The sequence below is a fragment of the Acinetobacter sp. V89_4 genome (genome assembly GCF_029967875.1).
Taxonomy (GTDB): Bacteria; Pseudomonadota; Gammaproteobacteria; order Pseudomonadales; family Moraxellaceae; genus Acinetobacter; species Acinetobacter oleivorans.
Genome location: NZ_JASCAI010000025.1, coordinates 1 through 14,855 on the forward strand (window position 1 = coordinate 1; position 14,855 = coordinate 14,855).

Annotated in this window: 18 protein-coding genes; 6 read left to right on the forward strand and 12 right to left on the reverse strand. The window is 38.1% G+C overall.

Going from position 1 to position 14,855, the window contains the following annotated elements; translation table 11 throughout:
* Nucleotides 1-168: 168 nt before the first annotated feature.
* The 3 genes from QLG01_RS10810 to QLG01_RS10820 all read right to left on the reverse strand — a co-directional run bounded on the left by QLG01_RS10810 (nt 169) and on the right by QLG01_RS10820 (nt 3,522).
* Nucleotides 169-1,542 carry a dihydrolipoyl dehydrogenase gene (locus tag QLG01_RS10810; protein WP_282496458.1) on the reverse strand — a complete coding sequence of 458 codons (1,374 nt, stop codon included), beginning with the start codon at nt 1,540-1,542 and terminating at the stop codon, nt 169-171.
* Between the two features lie 82 nt (nt 1,543-1,624).
* A complete protein-coding gene (locus QLG01_RS10815) occupies nt 1,625-2,821 on the reverse strand; it encodes a hypothetical protein (RefSeq protein ID WP_282496426.1) in 1,197 nt (398 codons plus the stop codon).
* A 365-nt stretch (nt 2,822-3,186) separates the two neighbouring features.
* On the reverse strand, nt 3,187-3,522 hold the full coding sequence (locus QLG01_RS10820) for a TIGR01244 family sulfur transferase (protein ID WP_002116083.1): 336 nt from the start codon (nt 3,520-3,522) through the stop codon (nt 3,187-3,189).
* Nucleotides 3,523-3,711: 189 nt separating this feature from the next.
* Here QLG01_RS10820 and QLG01_RS10825 point away from each other — a divergent pair, with 189 nt between their 5' ends.
* Genes QLG01_RS10825 through QLG01_RS10835 form a run of 3 tightly spaced genes read left to right on the forward strand, consistent with a single transcriptional unit; the run spans nt 3,712 to nt 5,464 of the window.
* Nucleotides 3,712-4,608: an alpha/beta hydrolase gene (locus QLG01_RS10825; RefSeq protein ID WP_005309502.1), complete on the forward strand. Its 897-nt coding sequence runs from the start codon at nt 3,712-3,714 to the stop codon at nt 4,606-4,608.
* On the forward strand, nt 4,609-5,046 hold the full coding sequence (gene trxC / locus QLG01_RS10830; protein WP_282496427.1) for a thioredoxin TrxC: 438 nt from the start codon (nt 4,609-4,611) through the stop codon (nt 5,044-5,046).
* A 1-nt stretch (nt 5,047) separates the two neighbouring features.
* Complete coding sequence (locus QLG01_RS10835) at nt 5,048-5,464, forward strand: acyl-CoA thioesterase (RefSeq protein WP_151822489.1); 417 nt, start codon at nt 5,048-5,050, stop codon at nt 5,462-5,464.
* 70 nt (nt 5,465-5,534) lie between these two features.
* Here QLG01_RS10835 and QLG01_RS10840 read toward each other — a convergent pair whose 3' ends face one another.
* The 3 genes from QLG01_RS10840 to QLG01_RS10850 all read right to left on the reverse strand — a co-directional run bounded on the left by QLG01_RS10840 (nt 5,535) and on the right by QLG01_RS10850 (nt 7,136).
* Nucleotides 5,535-6,041 (reverse strand): ester cyclase, encoded by a 507-nt coding sequence (locus QLG01_RS10840; RefSeq protein WP_282496428.1) that lies wholly within the window; start codon nt 6,039-6,041, stop codon nt 5,535-5,537.
* A 76-nt stretch (nt 6,042-6,117) separates the two neighbouring features.
* Nucleotides 6,118-6,612 carry a DUF4442 domain-containing protein gene (locus QLG01_RS10845; RefSeq protein WP_282496429.1) on the reverse strand — a complete coding sequence of 165 codons (495 nt, stop codon included), beginning with the start codon at nt 6,610-6,612 and terminating at the stop codon, nt 6,118-6,120.
* A gap of 35 nt (nt 6,613-6,647) precedes the next feature.
* Nucleotides 6,648-7,136: a YajQ family cyclic di-GMP-binding protein gene (locus tag QLG01_RS10850; RefSeq protein WP_004789065.1), complete on the reverse strand. Its 489-nt coding sequence runs from the start codon at nt 7,134-7,136 to the stop codon at nt 6,648-6,650.
* Nucleotides 7,137-7,227: 91 nt separating this feature from the next.
* On the opposite strand from QLG01_RS10850, the gene QLG01_RS10855 reads away from it, so the two are divergent.
* Complete coding sequence (locus tag QLG01_RS10855; RefSeq protein ID WP_002116171.1) at nt 7,228-7,542, forward strand: rhodanese-like domain-containing protein; 315 nt, start codon at nt 7,228-7,230, stop codon at nt 7,540-7,542.
* 37 nt (nt 7,543-7,579) lie between these two features.
* Here QLG01_RS10855 and mnmC read toward each other — a convergent pair whose 3' ends face one another.
* From mnmC to QLG01_RS10875, 4 genes are read right to left on the reverse strand one after another with little or no spacing between them, the layout of a single operon-like run.
* Entirely contained in the window at nt 7,580-9,454 is a 1,875-nt protein-coding gene (mnmC, locus tag QLG01_RS10860; protein ID WP_282496430.1) for an FAD-dependent 5-carboxymethylaminomethyl-2-thiouridine(34) oxidoreductase MnmC, read from the reverse strand.
* 23 nt (nt 9,455-9,477) lie between these two features.
* Nucleotides 9,478-9,945 carry a hypothetical protein gene (locus QLG01_RS10865; protein WP_107881293.1) on the reverse strand — a complete coding sequence of 156 codons (468 nt, stop codon included), beginning with the start codon at nt 9,943-9,945 and terminating at the stop codon, nt 9,478-9,480.
* A gap of 4 nt (nt 9,946-9,949) precedes the next feature.
* Nucleotides 9,950-10,252: a YciI family protein gene (locus QLG01_RS10870; protein ID WP_005309522.1), complete on the reverse strand. Its 303-nt coding sequence runs from the start codon at nt 10,250-10,252 to the stop codon at nt 9,950-9,952.
* 34 nt (nt 10,253-10,286) lie between these two features.
* Nucleotides 10,287-10,901, reverse strand: coding sequence for a septation protein IspZ (locus QLG01_RS10875; RefSeq protein WP_174743592.1), 615 nt, complete (start codon nt 10,899-10,901; stop codon nt 10,287-10,289).
* 44 nt (nt 10,902-10,945) lie between these two features.
* Between QLG01_RS10875 and QLG01_RS10880 the strand changes: the two genes are divergently transcribed.
* On the forward strand, nt 10,946-11,797 hold the full coding sequence (locus tag QLG01_RS10880; RefSeq protein ID WP_282496431.1) for a PHP domain-containing protein: 852 nt from the start codon (nt 10,946-10,948) through the stop codon (nt 11,795-11,797).
* 6 nt (nt 11,798-11,803) lie between these two features.
* Here the strand turns inward: QLG01_RS10880 and QLG01_RS10885 are convergent, their stop codons facing one another.
* Both QLG01_RS10885 and radC read right to left on the reverse strand, forming a co-directional pair.
* Entirely contained in the window at nt 11,804-12,715 is a 912-nt protein-coding gene (locus QLG01_RS10885) for a bestrophin family protein (RefSeq protein ID WP_005309531.1), read from the reverse strand.
* A gap of 61 nt (nt 12,716-12,776) precedes the next feature.
* A complete protein-coding gene (gene radC / locus QLG01_RS10890) occupies nt 12,777-13,496 on the reverse strand; it encodes a DNA repair protein RadC (protein ID WP_192455222.1) in 720 nt (239 codons plus the stop codon).
* Nucleotides 13,497-13,595: 99 nt separating this feature from the next.
* Between radC and coaBC the strand changes: the two genes are divergently transcribed.
* A complete protein-coding gene (coaBC, locus tag QLG01_RS10895; protein WP_009389455.1) occupies nt 13,596-14,849 on the forward strand; it encodes a bifunctional phosphopantothenoylcysteine decarboxylase/phosphopantothenate--cysteine ligase CoaBC in 1,254 nt (417 codons plus the stop codon).
* Nucleotides 14,850-14,855 lie beyond the last annotated feature (6 nt).

Here is a 14,855-nt window from a genome sequence, read left to right on the forward strand (position 1 = left end):
TGGTAGTGTGGGGTTTCCCATGTGAGAGTAAGTCATCGCCAGCTCATTATTCTAACACCCCGGTCTCGAAAGAAACCGGGGTGTTTACTTATGCAGGAATTAAATTAATGAAAACAATTTAATGTATAGAAGAGCCAGATTTTTATTAAGGGAACTCTTCTAAATTGATTATTTCAACTGTCTACGAGCATGTTTTAAAGCAGTGCGAAGACCTTCTTCTAGAGTAGGGTGATAGAAAGGCTTCTCCAGAATATCATTTAAAGTCAATTCTTCACCTATTATCCAGCTTAATAAATGAGCCATATGTTCTGTTGCTTCTGTAAATAATTCAGCACCAAGAAGTTTTTGGCTTCCTTTTTCTATATAAACCTCAATCGCACCTCTGTTTTTCCCAAGAACTATAGCTCTTCCTTGCCGTTCATAAGAGGCTTCACCTGTAATAAAGTCTATACCATTGTCTTTTAGTTGTTTATAACTTTGCCCGACGACCGCCATTTCAGGATGACTGAATACAATTCCTAATGGAGTAAGCGTCTTAACTGAATTAACCTGTGGATAATTCAAACAGTTATAAACAACTTTTTTCCCTTCATGTGCCGCCTCATGTTGCAGTGGTGTTGAGGTATAAGCATCACCAACAACAAAAATTGGATATGTGTCTAACTGCTTGGTTTTTGCATTTATAGGTAATAACTTAATATCTTTAAAAGAGTTATCAATATTTTCTAGTTTTAAAGTATCAATTAAACTTGTACGGCCTGTTGCTGCTAAAACATATTCAACTTTGAGAGTTTTCTCTATTTCATTAAGTTGGTAAGTTAATACAACGTTTTCTTCACTGCATTTAACTTCATTTGGTAGTGTTTCGAATAGAATTTTTAACTCTTTGCCTAGCTCTTTTTGTGCAAGTTGTTGAAGCCTAGAACTAGTAAGTACTCCAATTCGTTTACTACGAGCAAAGATAGTAGTTTCTACACCTAAACGATGCATTGCTTGAGCAATCTCAAGAGCAATCACACCACTTCCAATGACAGCAATAGATTTAGGCAGTGTTTTTAACTCAAATATTTGATTTGTTGTTATAAGCCGATTACCAAGTTCTTTTTTCCAGGTTTGATCATAATTAGGAGTTGAACCGACAGCGAGAATAAAACTTTTTGATTGGTACTGTTGCCCATTAACTTCTACAGTTTGTGAATCCATAAAATGTGCTTTACCAGAAATTTTATGTTCTGCAGGCCATTGTTCTACATCTTTTAATGTTGCTTGTGTAAAACGATCACGTAAAGTTTGTACGTGCTGCATCACTTGATCTGTATTAATTTTTGCAGATACATTCAAAGCAACCTCTTGAGCATTTTGAATGTCAAACATACGGTTTGCTGTAGAGATAAGGACTTTACTTGGCATACAACCTACACGAGCACAAGTAGTATCCCATGGCCCATCATTTATAATTAAAATATTATTGGTATGTTTAATGGCTTCTTTATATGCGCTAATACCAGCAGTACCTGCGCCAATGATAATAATATCGAACATTGTCATTAAGCTATTTTAATAGATATTTAGAATATATAGAAAAACCCTCTTGAACAGAGGGTTTGGCTCTAATTATTTAGCTTTAAAATGTAAATTTTTGCATAAAAGGTGTTTTTAAAGTGGTTGAAACAGTCCCATTTTGATTAATAGATTGACCTTCAATGCTGATACCATTAATGACATGCTTAAAGTTTAATGTAGTTCCATTCGGAGACTGTTTAAAAGTGAAAATATTTGGTCCTTCTAAATAAATACTGCCATTAAATTTTTGTGCATTCGTTGTTGGAGATTGATTCTCAACGCGACTTCCTTCAATACCAGTAATACTTGGTAGACTCAATACTTGATTACCACTGAGTTTCACTTGATATGTCGCATTGTTCGTATTGCCTGGAGTAGAGTTCACAATAAATGAAATTGGCTCTGCAAAAGGAACATTTGGGTTATCATTAATAAGTACGTTGAAACCAGAACCACTCTGAACTACGTAGAGATCACCATCAGTTGATGTATTATCTTTATATACACTCATTGCACCAGTAGTAACTTCTTTTTCAGTCGGTTGAGCTGTATCTGGATCTTGAACAATAGTCGATGTAGTGATTTTATAATCACTTGTTGTTGAATTAATTAATACGAATCTTTTTTGCTTAGTTTGTTCAAGTCCCCATGACTGTTGGAATGGATACGCAAAGGCTCCAGTAATTGTTACATCTTGGAAGTTCTTATCATTATTTTCATTTTGAAAAATATAAATTCTGGTATTTGATTGATAATCCTCTAAATTCGGAGAGGTATTGTCATTCGCTAGTTTAATATTTTTTAAATCATCTGCCGTAATATCAAAGTCCCAATCACTATATCCAGTGAGTAAACTTTTAATTTCTTCACCTTTAAATACATAGCAGGCGCGGTAGTCTGTAGTACTTTTAATAAAGCATTTATCACGATAATGGTCGGAGTACTTGATAAGATCTACTTTGCGAATATCTAAGGTTAACTTGAGTGGACCTTGAGCGAAGGTGTCTAGTGCGTGATCAATGTAACCTTTTGATAGTTTTTCATCGTTAAGATCATAGGCGCCAAACAAATATTTTCCTTCTTGCTTTACACTATTTAAAACAGAAGTAGCCAACTCTTGATCTGTTGATGGTGTGGTTGGTGTTGTTGTAGAGCCAGAACTTGAATTTTGGTTATAGTAGCCATCACCGCCACCTCCACCACAAGCTGTCAAAAAAGCAGCCAAAGTAATCCCACATACCCCATGAGTAAGTTTCATCATTATCCCCAATTAAAATGATAAGTTATTTAAAATAATTTTTTAGATTTATAAAATAACATATATTTCATGAGGTTGCTCATTATATTTATAGGCAATTAGCTAATTAAATTCTTGTACCCATAGTTACTCCAACCGTAGGTTTTACTTGCATTGAGGAGCATGCTGTAAGAATTAAACAGCTTAAAAGAGCGAATATAAATTTATTCATAAAAATTAATAAATGATTCAAAAAAGATTTAAATACTTTAGATCAATATTATTTTTAGTTCTGTTGAATTCGTGCAGAGATATGCAAAATAAGTTATCAAAAAACCCTACTTTAAGGAAGAAATAGGGTTTTATGGAATATTAATTTCTTAAAATTAGTCGTCTAATAAATCCATTTGTTTTGCTAATTGATATAGATTATTTGAGCGGTTTCCTGTGCGGCAAAACATAAGTACAGGTTTTGGCAACTCGTTGTAATGATTAGCAAAAGTACGTACATCGAGTTCTGTAATTTGTCCAGCTACAACAGGTTGATAAACATAGTCTAGACCTACTTGGCGTGCTGCTTCTTCAATTTGAGCACTTGTAGGCTGTTCTGGGCCGCCTTCCATATCTGGTCGATTATTAATAATCGATTTAAATCCTTTTTCTACAACTTGGCCAACATGCTCTGGACCAATTTGACCTGCGAAACCAACATTATCTGACATTTCGTCACTCCAAAATTTAACAAAACCTCTTATGCTGTATCATAGCATTAAGCTTAACCTGAGATACAAGACACTCTTGTGTTGTTCTGACTGAGAAAGTTATGTCTTATAGCTAAGTTATAAATTTTAAAAACGATCATCGCGCTATTTTAAAATTGGTTATTCATATTCTATTTCAACGGAGCACATATGCACGCTTATACGGTTGAGCCTTTATATGTTCCATGTGGTCAGGAAACGATCGCAGCTGATTTTTATATTCCTAAAACAAATAAGAAATCTGCCGTAATTATTATGGCCCATGGTTTTGCTGCGTTGCGTCAATTTAAACTAATTCAATACGCTCAGCGGTTCGCTCAAGCAGGTTATGCTGTTATTTTGTTTGATTATCGATATTGGGGTGGGAGTACTGGCAAGCCTAGAGAAATGGTCTCAATCAATTCCCAATTAGAAGATTGGAAGACCGTTATTCAATATGCTTCGACCTGTAAGCTTGTAGATAACCGAAGGATTGTGCTGTGGGGAACTTCTCTAAGTGGCGGATATGCGCTAAGCCTAGCTTCTGAATTAAAGAATATTCAGGCAATCTTAGTACAAATTCCTTATGTAGATGGCGCTGAAACTGCAAAGCTCTATCCTTTGCAACGCTATCCTCAAGCATTGAAGTTATCGAGTCAGGATTATATGGGATCAAAAATGGGGCTTAATCCAAAGAGGTTGCCTGTGGTTGATCAACATAATTTATGCTTTATGCCTACAGCAGATAGTTATTATGGCTATCTATCGATTGTAAATCCTGACTATTATTGGAGCGGGGAAGTCCCAGCTCGTGTCTTTTTTAACTTGATGCGATACCGTCCAATTCAGGTTGTACGTCAGATTAATATTCCTGTTTTATTTATTGCAGCCCAAAAAGATTCACTTATTCCTATTGAGTCCAGTCGCGAAGCCGCGACAAATATTGCACCTTTTGTGAGTTATCATGAGTGGGATATGAAACATTTTGATATCTATCACGGTTCATGGTTTGAAAAAGCAGTGATAACCCAATTAGAATTTTTACATCAGCATATAGGAGTGATGTAAATGATTATTGTATGTGCATCGTGTGGTGCTAAAAACCGAGTTCCGGAAGAAAAACTTCCTGAGCAACCAAGCTGTGGGCAATGTCATCAGCCATTACTACCGCTTGCATCTATTGAACTAAATGAGCAAAATTTTAGTAACTACATCACGAATAGTGATTTACCTATTCTCATAGACTTATGGGCAGAATGGTGCGGACCCTGTAAAATGATGGCTCCACATTTTGCGCAGGTCGCAAAACAGAATCCAGGCGTTATTTTTGCCAAGATTGATACCGAAGAATCACCTCGCTTGAGCCAAGCTTTTCATGTGAGAAGTATTCCGACACTTGTCTTAATGAATAAAACGACAGAGGTCGCGCGTATTAGCGGTGCATTACGTGCGCCTGAATTGCAGCAGTGGCTCGATCAACAACTTCAAACGAATTTCGGGAGCTAAGGTGTCAGAAGCTTATACCAAACCAGAAGGAATTTTATCCTTACAAACGATTGCCATGCCAGCAGATACAAACTGGAGTGGTGATGTGTTTGGTGGATGGATTGTGTCACAAATGGACTTGGCTGGAGCAATTCACGCAGAACGTTTCAGTCGTGGCCGTTGTGCTACGATTTCCATTAATCAAATGACCTTTTTGGTTCCGGTAAAGGTTGGCTTTGTCATTAGCTGCTATACCAAAATCTTAAAAGTTGGAAATACTTCTATTCAGATGCAAATTGAAGTTTGGGATAGTCATGATGACTCTCGTGAGCCAATACGTATTACTGAAGGAGTCTTTACCTTTGTAGCAGTGGATGTAAAAGGTAATAAGCGTCAAATACCCGAAGAAGCAAGACAAAAGTTTTTAGATGCTCAATAAAACGTATAAAGCCTGAATATCAGTATTCAGGCTTTAATTTTTAATTTAGAGAAAGAACTCATTTTTAGAATTAAAACATCGTATTGGTATTTTTGCTTTGCTCAGGAATATTTTGTATTACATCCCAATGCTCTACGATTTTTCCATTTTCGACACGAAATATATCAATAATCGCTCTTCCTCGATCTTTTTCATTTTCAGTCGAATGGACATGTAAAACGACAAGATTACCTTCGGCAATCGCACGTTTAATCTCATTTTTAGCTTGAGGATTTTTTTGGAATTTTTCAGTGAAGAAATTAACGAAAGGTGCTTTCCCATCTGGCACATTAGGATTGTGCTGAATATATTGTTGACCAATATAACGGTCTGCATATTCTTTGACTTTATGTTTTAAAAAGACGCCTTCATAAAAGTCGATGACTATTTTTTTGTTTTGAGCACTTACTTTATCTATCGCTTCTGATTTAGTCGAAGTTAATTTACTGGTTTTAAGATTAGGTTCAGTCGCATGAGTCGTTATTGTTGTAAATATTAAACTGGTAAATAAAGAGGAAAGAATCAGTATTTTTTTCATTTTTAACCTCAAGATATAAAAAATAATTTTTATATCTTGAGGCAAATAAAAATCTAAAAGTACTTTAGATTAGTTATTATTTCTTACGTTTAGGTAACCATGCCCACAGCATTTGGCACTGGATTGGTTCATTGCCTGCATCATCAATGACTGTAACCGGAATCACAAGTTCACCTTTCTCATTAGCTGCAATAAACTTTTGCTGTTCAGCAGACAATGTTGCTGTAGCAGTCAAACCGCCTTCAACCACTTTTAAATAATCTACATGCAATGATTTGATTAATAAAATGCGGTTATCAGGAATATGTAAACCCGTTAGAAAACCTGTTGCAGTTTCTGCTAAAAGAGCCATCGCCGCAGCATGGACTCCTTTAATATGATTTTGCATGTTTTTCTGGTTTTCTAAACGGACCTTAACGTGGTTTGAGTCTACTTCCAGATAGCGGATATTTGCTGTACCCACCATTGGCACGATACGACCAAACGCCTTGCTCCAAAGCGTGCTCCGAATACCTTTAGGGAATTTTGAAGTCGCTTTTACCAGTTTTGATAGACGATTGGATTGAGACATGGAATTACCTTAGCTTTGAATGTCACGAAAAGAGATTAATCTTTAAAGTTATTAAACTGTAATGGCACACCAAATTGCTGTTCACGTAAAAAATTCATGACTTGTTGTAAAGTGTCACGCTTTTTATCTGTTACACGAATTTTGTCGCCTTGGATAGAAGATTGCACTTTAACGCCACTTTCTTTAATGGCTTTATTAATTTTTTTTGCAGTATCTGAGTCAAGACCGTCTTTAAGTTTAATAACTTGTACAAAATTTTTGCCTGAAGCAGCGGCTTTTTGTGGATCAAGTGCTTGAACATCAATTTTACGTTTATAAAAGTGATTTTCTAACATGTTGTAAACTTGTTCACACTGGAAATCACTTTCTGTACTGATTTTAATTTCTTTATTTTTTTCGTTTATTTCGACTGAAACATCATGACCACGGAAGTCAAAGCGTGTTGCAATCTCTTTTTGTGTGTTTTGTACAGCATGATTAACCTCAAATAACTCTAATTCAGAGACAATATCGAAAGAAGGCATAGTTTAGACCTTTACAAAGTGAAAGAATATTTGAGATGCTAAGAGGGTTTTCTTCATTTGCCAAGTGTTGTTTACATCAAAGGAGTGCACAATGATCCGTAAACAAGAAATTACAACATTTGAATTCCCAGAAAATGCTGTTATCTGGGATGTCCGTGATACTAATGCTTATGCAGAAGGGCATGTTAAAGGTGCGGTGAATCGCCCGATTAATGATTTGAATGCTGATATTTTGAACCAGGTCTCTGCGGGTCAGCCGATTTATATTTTATGTGGTGGTGGTAGCAAAGCTCCTCGTGCAGCTGAGAAACTAGAAGGATTGGATGCCTCGCGTGAATATGTCGTGCTGATGGGGGGGACACGTGCAGCTCGTGATGCTGGCTTGCCTCTAGAGCAGGGCGCATAAAAAAAAGCACCTTAGGGTGCTTTTTTATTGAAGAGAACTATTGCGGTTTGAAATACGGCTTTTTAGGTTTTACTTTTTTTTGAAATCTTTGCGGATTCAGTTTTTGTAATAAACTGTCCGGTACTGGGCAAGCCTCTCCTAATATCTGGGCAACCAAGATCTCGCTACATAGAGGAGCAAATAGAAAGCCCTTAGAACCAAGACCCGCAAAAGTAGCAATTCGACTATTCTCAAGCATTTTTCCGACCAGAGGAAAATAATCTAAGCTTTGTGCACGGATAGATGCACGGCCTTGCCACGTCGAAGTTGATGGTAACTTTTCTGCATATGCAGGGAATACGCTGTGGATTAATTCAAAGTTATGCACATGGTCTTCGGGAAGCACATCTTGATCTTCACGATTTGGGTAAAAAGATGCACCTAAAATTATCTGTGAAGCATCAAGTTGCATACAATACCCACCATAGCTATAAGCTTCATTTAAAGGTAGGGGAGCAAAAGAATTATTAACCCAGCTCACTTGTCCGCGTATTGGTTTTAACTGTGGATAGCTTTCAAATAAAGCAGCACTTCCCCGAGCACAGCACACAACAGCATGGTCTGCTTCAGCAATAACTTCATTATCAGCCTGCAATTGAACTTTATTTTCAAAAGGAACCAGTGCTGTGACATGGGCAATTTTTAGAGCAATTAAAGGGTGTTGTAAAATTTCATCACGTAGTTGATGTGGTGAAACAGAACCCGCTTCGGTCAGTGAAACACTAGAATATGCAGTTTCAAGTGAGTTTGTTGAATGGGTAACAACTTCTGCTGGATATTGGTTTACAAGATCGAGAAGTTCATCTGCATTTTTCAATGCGATTTGTTGTATTTGAAGTGGACGGAATGCTTGAAAATTTTTATAAAAATTTAAAGCATGTTGCCAACTTAAAGTCATGAGATGTTCATGGCTTTGTTCAATCGGACATAGTTTAGGATTAAGCAATGCCAAAGGATTTCCAGAAGCACCAGATAATGCTTCTGTTTGCTCGTATAAGGTGACTTGATGCCCGCGTGCTGCAAATGCCCACGCCGTAGTTAAACCTGCTACACCGGCCCCAATTATCGCAATATGCTGCTGTTCTTTACCCAATGACTGAACTTGGTCTAATTGTGAGGATTCATCATCAGATTGAGGTGGATTCCAGATTGCTTTGAGCATTTCCCGTTTATGCCGAAAACCACGTGGACGAGAAATAGTAATACCGTGCGCCTTTAGCCCACGTTTTAAAACACCCGCGACACTAAAAGAGGAAAATGTGCTGCCATATTCTGAAAGACGAACAATATGGTTTAAAACATTTTGTTCCCACAGCTCTGGATTGCAAGAGGGCGCAAAGCCATCTAAAAACCAAGCATTTACTGCTTTAGTTTTCGCTATGCTTGGGAAAATGTCTTGTGCATCTCCTAGCCATAGGTCGATGCTAAAACGCTCGTTTGGAAAAGTTAAGCGATGACATCCAGCAATAGGGAGCGGATATTGTTCAATTAACTGCTCTGCAAGTGGTTTAAGCTCATCCCAGACATTTAAAGCCCGAATAAGGTCAGCTTTACTTAAGGGAAATTTTTCAACACTAATTGCATGTAAATGACTTTGATTGTCTGGACGAACTTGTTGCCAAAGTTGCCAGAGTGCAAGAATGTTTAAACCTGTACCAAAACCAGTTTCTCCTACACTGAAATATTCAAAATCTTTTAGATTGGCTAAGCGTTCTGATAAGTCATTACCATTTAGAAAAACATGTCGTGTTTCAAGTAAGCCATTATCTTTAGAGAAATAGACATCACCAAATTGTTTGGAAATGGGAACCTCGATACCATCGATTAATTCCCAGTCCAGTTCTGCTGTTTGGATACGGTTTGATACGTTCATTTGGTTTAATAGATTGTTTCGATTTACCACTGGCGTCGACGTTTTGTATGGATATAACTAGCAATAAAGAATCCTAGCAATACGCCACCCGCTAAGGTAACCGCGCCATATAAAAACATTTGTGCACTACGTTCGCTTTGTAAAACTTGAACCTGAACAGAGAGGCTGTCGTTTTTTAACTGTAGCTCTTGGTTCTGAGCAAGTGCTTCAAGATTGGCATGTTCTAACTGTTTTAAGCGAGATGCTTGATCTTGAACTAAAGCTTTGATTTTCGCATCTTGCTGTTGTTTATTCTTTACGAGTTGTTCAGCTGTAAGTGGCTGAGCTGTAGTCGGTGTTTTTACACCTGTTGGTGCTGTAGGAGCGGGTTTAGCTGCCTGAGTTGAAGGCGCGCTTGGAGGAGGTGTTGCTGGTGTTGCAGCAGGTTCAACTGCTCCAGCAGTTGAACATATCAAACACAAGCCAAGAAAGCCTTTGATTGCAAGCTGCATGCGATTACCCTTTTGGAAATGCTTTATTGAACGGTTTTACATCAATATGGGCATAAATGCCTTCTTTGAGAAATGGTTCTTCTTTTAACCATTCATCTAATGCTTCGCGACTGTCGAATTCAACAATCATGGTGCTACCATAGAAGCCTGCTTGTGGATCATTAGGATCTTTTGGCATAGCACCAGCTGTAACGAGGCGGCCTTCATCATCGAGTTTTTGTAGACGTTCGATATGCTGAGGGCGTACTGCTAAGCGCTTCTCTAAAGTTCCTTCGTTATCGGTACAGCTTAGAACAAAAAAAGGCATGTAATCGTATCTCTATAATCAATCAGGAACCACTTTAAGCGTCTGGTGACTTAAAATGTTTACGTAAAATAATGAACTGAATAATGATAAATGAAAACATCACAATCATGTCACCAAATGCAGTAAATTCGCCCCAATATTTTCCGCCGTGAAATAAAAATGCGAAGAACACATGTAAACAAGACATCACTACAAACATAACTGCCCAAGCGAAGTTTAAATTTTTCCAACCTTTTTCACTTAACTCTAAAATAGGATCAAATAAACGTCGTATGAGTGGCTTACGGTCTTTACCAAACCAAGGTGAAACCAAGAATGCGCCTGCAAAAACCAAATTTAAAATTGCAGCTTTCAGACGAATATAGAAATCATCACTTAGCATGAGCGTGATGCCACCAAAAATCACAGTCATAAACAATACAAACCATTGTTGTTTATCTAGACGGAATTTTTGGAAAATAAATAGGGCACCATATACCACGAGCATTGAAATAATTAGACCAGTAGTTGCTACAAGAATATTATTATTATCTGCACCGCCCGCAGACCCGATCAGTTTAAGTAAAGGATGCTGTGCGTTAGCTGGATCAACTGTTTTATATAAATAGAAGAAAATAATTAATGGAACAAAGTCCAGAAGTGCTTTCATGTTAGAGTATCTGATCAGGTTTGGTGAATGGCATAGTATAAAAGATGCAAGGCATAGATTTACATACACATAGCAATATTTCTGATGGAACTTTGTCTCCGGAATTACTGGTGCAAGCTGCTATTGATGTGAATTTGCATACTTTGGCTTTAACTGATCACGATACAATGGACGGATTGCAGCGAGCTAGAATTGCTGCGCAAAGTCATGATTTAAAAATCATTTCTGGTACGGAAATTTCGAGTCAGTGGTCACGCCCAACAACTAAAAAGAGTTATGGCGTACATATTGTTGCTTTAAACATGCAAGATGAAGCACCAATTTTAGAAGCATTAGAACAACAAAAAAGAGTACGAGCGCAAAGAGCTAAAGTCATTTGTGATTTATTAGAAAAATGTATTGGTTTTCAGATCTATGAAGATGTTCTTGCCAAAGTGGAAAATCAGGCCGATCGAGTGACAAGAACCCATATTGCTAAAACACTGGTCGAGAAGAATGTAGTAACCCGTCCTCAACAAGCATTTGATCGTTTCTTAAAAGAGGGAAGACGAGCCTTTGTTAAGTTTGAAGGGTTAGGATTAAAAGAAACAATTGATGTGATTCATGAAAGTAAAGGGCTGGCGGTTTTAGCACATCCAACTCGTTATGATTTATCTGCAACTAACATTCGATATTTAATTGAATTGTTCGCAACTTCAGGTGGAGATGCAATTGAGCTACCTCCACCTATGGAAACGTTATCTACTCGCCAAATGGTTGATCGGATGATTGAGCAACATCAATTAGCTGTATCGATTGGCAGTGATTTTCATGGTGAAAATATGCCATGGATTAAATTGGGAAATACACCTAAACCAACGGCTAATCAGCAAGGTGTTTGGGAGCGTTTTCTCTAATAGCGCTTAGAGCAAGTTATTATCTTGAGCTTGAATTGGAGGCGGCGTAGGTTTGCCTAGCGTTCCTAAAAGTTCAATTTCGATACTACGTACCATGGCATCTAAAGGTAAATCATTGCTTTGAGTACCAAAAGGCTCTTCAATTTCTGAGCTTAGTGCATCAAGTCCTAAGAATGTATATGCCAAAATTCCAACCAGTAAAGGTGTTGCTAAACCAAGCAATGAACCAAGACTAAATGGCAACATAAAACAGAAAAAATAGACAGTGCGATTGAGCAAAACTGAATAGGCAAATGGAATAGGTGTATTGGCAATTCGGTCACAGCCAGTTTGTACTACACTTAAATCTGAAACATTTTTATTCATCTGTGCATAGATGATGTCAGAGATTTCACCTTCTTTAAGTGCTTGTAATAATTCCCAGTGAATAAGGCTCAACGTGTACTGAGGGGCATTATTCTGCTGATAGAGTTGGGTGAGTGCTTGCTGGCTCATACCACTGGTTTGTATTAACTCAGTTGGGTTCGCAGTCTGACGACGTAAACGATCTCGTAACACATTAGCAAAAACAATCACATGTTGAATGACACGTTCACGGCGAGCCTGAGTCAAAATTCGGCAGTCACGGTCAAAATGGCGCGAAGTTGCAATTAAAACACCCCATAATTTCCGGGCTTCCCACCAACGGTCATAACATGCAGTATTTTTAAATCCTAAAAAAATAGAAAGCACGACACCAATCAGAGTAAAGCCAACTAAAGGAATTTCTGGAAAGCGATAAAGGTTAATATATTCCACGCCACCAATGATTGCTGAGATCAACATAACAAACCCTAAGGAAGGGAGAATTTTGGGTAAAATCGTCCCTCGCCAAGAGAATAAAACTTTGAAAATACTAGGTTGATCACGAACAATCATTTTATTTTAAGCATCACTATTTTTGTTTTGATCTTCTAGACTTAGTTAAGCTTTGTCAATATTATTGAACTGATATTGTTGCAGGGTTGAGCAGTTGTTGTTCAGCAAATGAAAAGCTTCCTTCTGGAGAAATAATAAAATGATCCAAGAGGTGTATTTCGACAAGCTTGCATGCATTTTCCAGTTGTTGAGTTAAGGTAATATCTTCAGCAGAAGGCTGTGCTGAACCAAATGGATGATTGTGTGCAATAACGAGCTGGCAAGCATGCTGTTGTAAGGCGTAGCGTAAGGTTTGATTGACCGAGACTGCACAATGTTGCATTGAACCAAAAAATAGCTTTTTAAAATGGAGCTTTCTTAATTCTGGGTCTAGACACAGCACGGCAAAGACTTCTTGTTTTTCACCTTTTAATTCATAGCGTAAATAATCCAAAACTAAATCAGAAGAGTGAAGACTAAGATTATTCTTCTGAAAGTGATGATTGAGATAACGTCGTCCGAGTTCTTTGACTGCCAGTAATTGAGAATATTTCGTTGCTCCAATTCCATTAAATTGAGTTAATTCGCTTAACGATGAATCAAATACTGCATTTAGGCTACCAAAATGTTGAATGAGTAAACGTGACAATTCGACTGCTGAATGTTGCTTTGAACCTGAGCGAAGAAAAATCGCCAATAGCTCTGCATCAGAGAGACTTTGAGGGCCTTGTTGCAATAACCGTTCTCTTGGCCGCTCTTGTTCGGGCCAATTTTTAATAGAAGTATTCATATTCCCCAGCATAATTCGCTTAAAATTTTATTTTGTTTGCCCAATCAATCTTGGGTCTGCGCGTATTTAATGCTATTGTGAGCGCCACTGCAACAGTAAGGTATCCTGTTCGTGAGCTTTGATCTAAGTGTTATTCCTCATAAAAACATTGTTTTAGCTGTTACTGGCGGAATTGCTGCCTATAAAAGTGCCATCTTAGTCCGCCGCCTCAAAGATTATGGCTTTGATGTGCGTGTAGTCATGACACATGGTGCTCAGGCATTTATTACCCCACTAACTTTTCAGGCTCTTTCTGGTAATCCTGTCCATACTGAACTTTTAGACCCTGCGGCTGAAGCTGGAATGGGACATATTGAATTAGCACGTTGGGCTGATTTATTACTGGTTGCGCCTGCAAGTTGCGATACTTTGGCAAAATTTGCGCATGGTTTAGCAGATGACTTGCTCAGTACAGTATTTTTGGCAACAAAATCTCCTGTATGGGTTGCGCCTGCCATGAATCAGCAAATGTGGGCGGCCAAAGCTACACAACGAAATTTACAAACCTTGGTCGAAGATGGTGTGCATGTGATCATGCCAGATGCGGGTGAGCAGGCGTGTGGTGATGTTGGTTTAGGCCGAATGCCAGAGCCAGAAGAAATTGCCAAGCAAGTGGCTGGCTACTTCCATCAGGCTCAACGTGCAATTGCTGAAAAATTTGGGTTGTTGGCAGGTAAGCGAGTTGTGATTACGGCTGGGCCAACACGTGAAGCAATTGACCCTGTTCGTTATATCTCGAACCACAGTACTGGTAAAATGGGCTTTGCTTTAGCGGCTGCTTGTTACGCTGCTGGTGCACAAGTGACTCTGATTGCTGGACCTGTAAGTTTAGATACACCGAATGGTGTAAAAAGAGTAAATGTTGCCTCTGCAAGACAGATGTTAGATATCAGTATGGATTCATTAGAAACAGGCTGTGATATCTTCATTGCAACCGCCGCAGTCGCTGACTATCGTGTAGCAGAAGTTGCCGAGCATAAAATTAAGAAGGCAGGGGATGAGTTGAATGTTTCCCTTGTAAAAAATCCGGATATTGTTGCAACTATTGCTGGTCAGGAAAAACGTCCATTTATGGTGGGCTTTGCCGCTGAAACACAAAATGTTGAAGAATATGCGGCAGGAAAGCTGGTTGCTAAAAAGCTCGATATGATTGCATGTAACGATGTATCACGTGCAGATATTGGTTTTGCTTCTGATGAAAATGCGATGACGGTTTTCTTTGCTGAGAACTATCACATGAAAAAGCGTGAGTTAGAAAAAGCATCTAAACAAGAAATTTCTCAACAGTTGGTTGAAGCAATTTCGGATGCATTACGCCGTAAATAATATGTT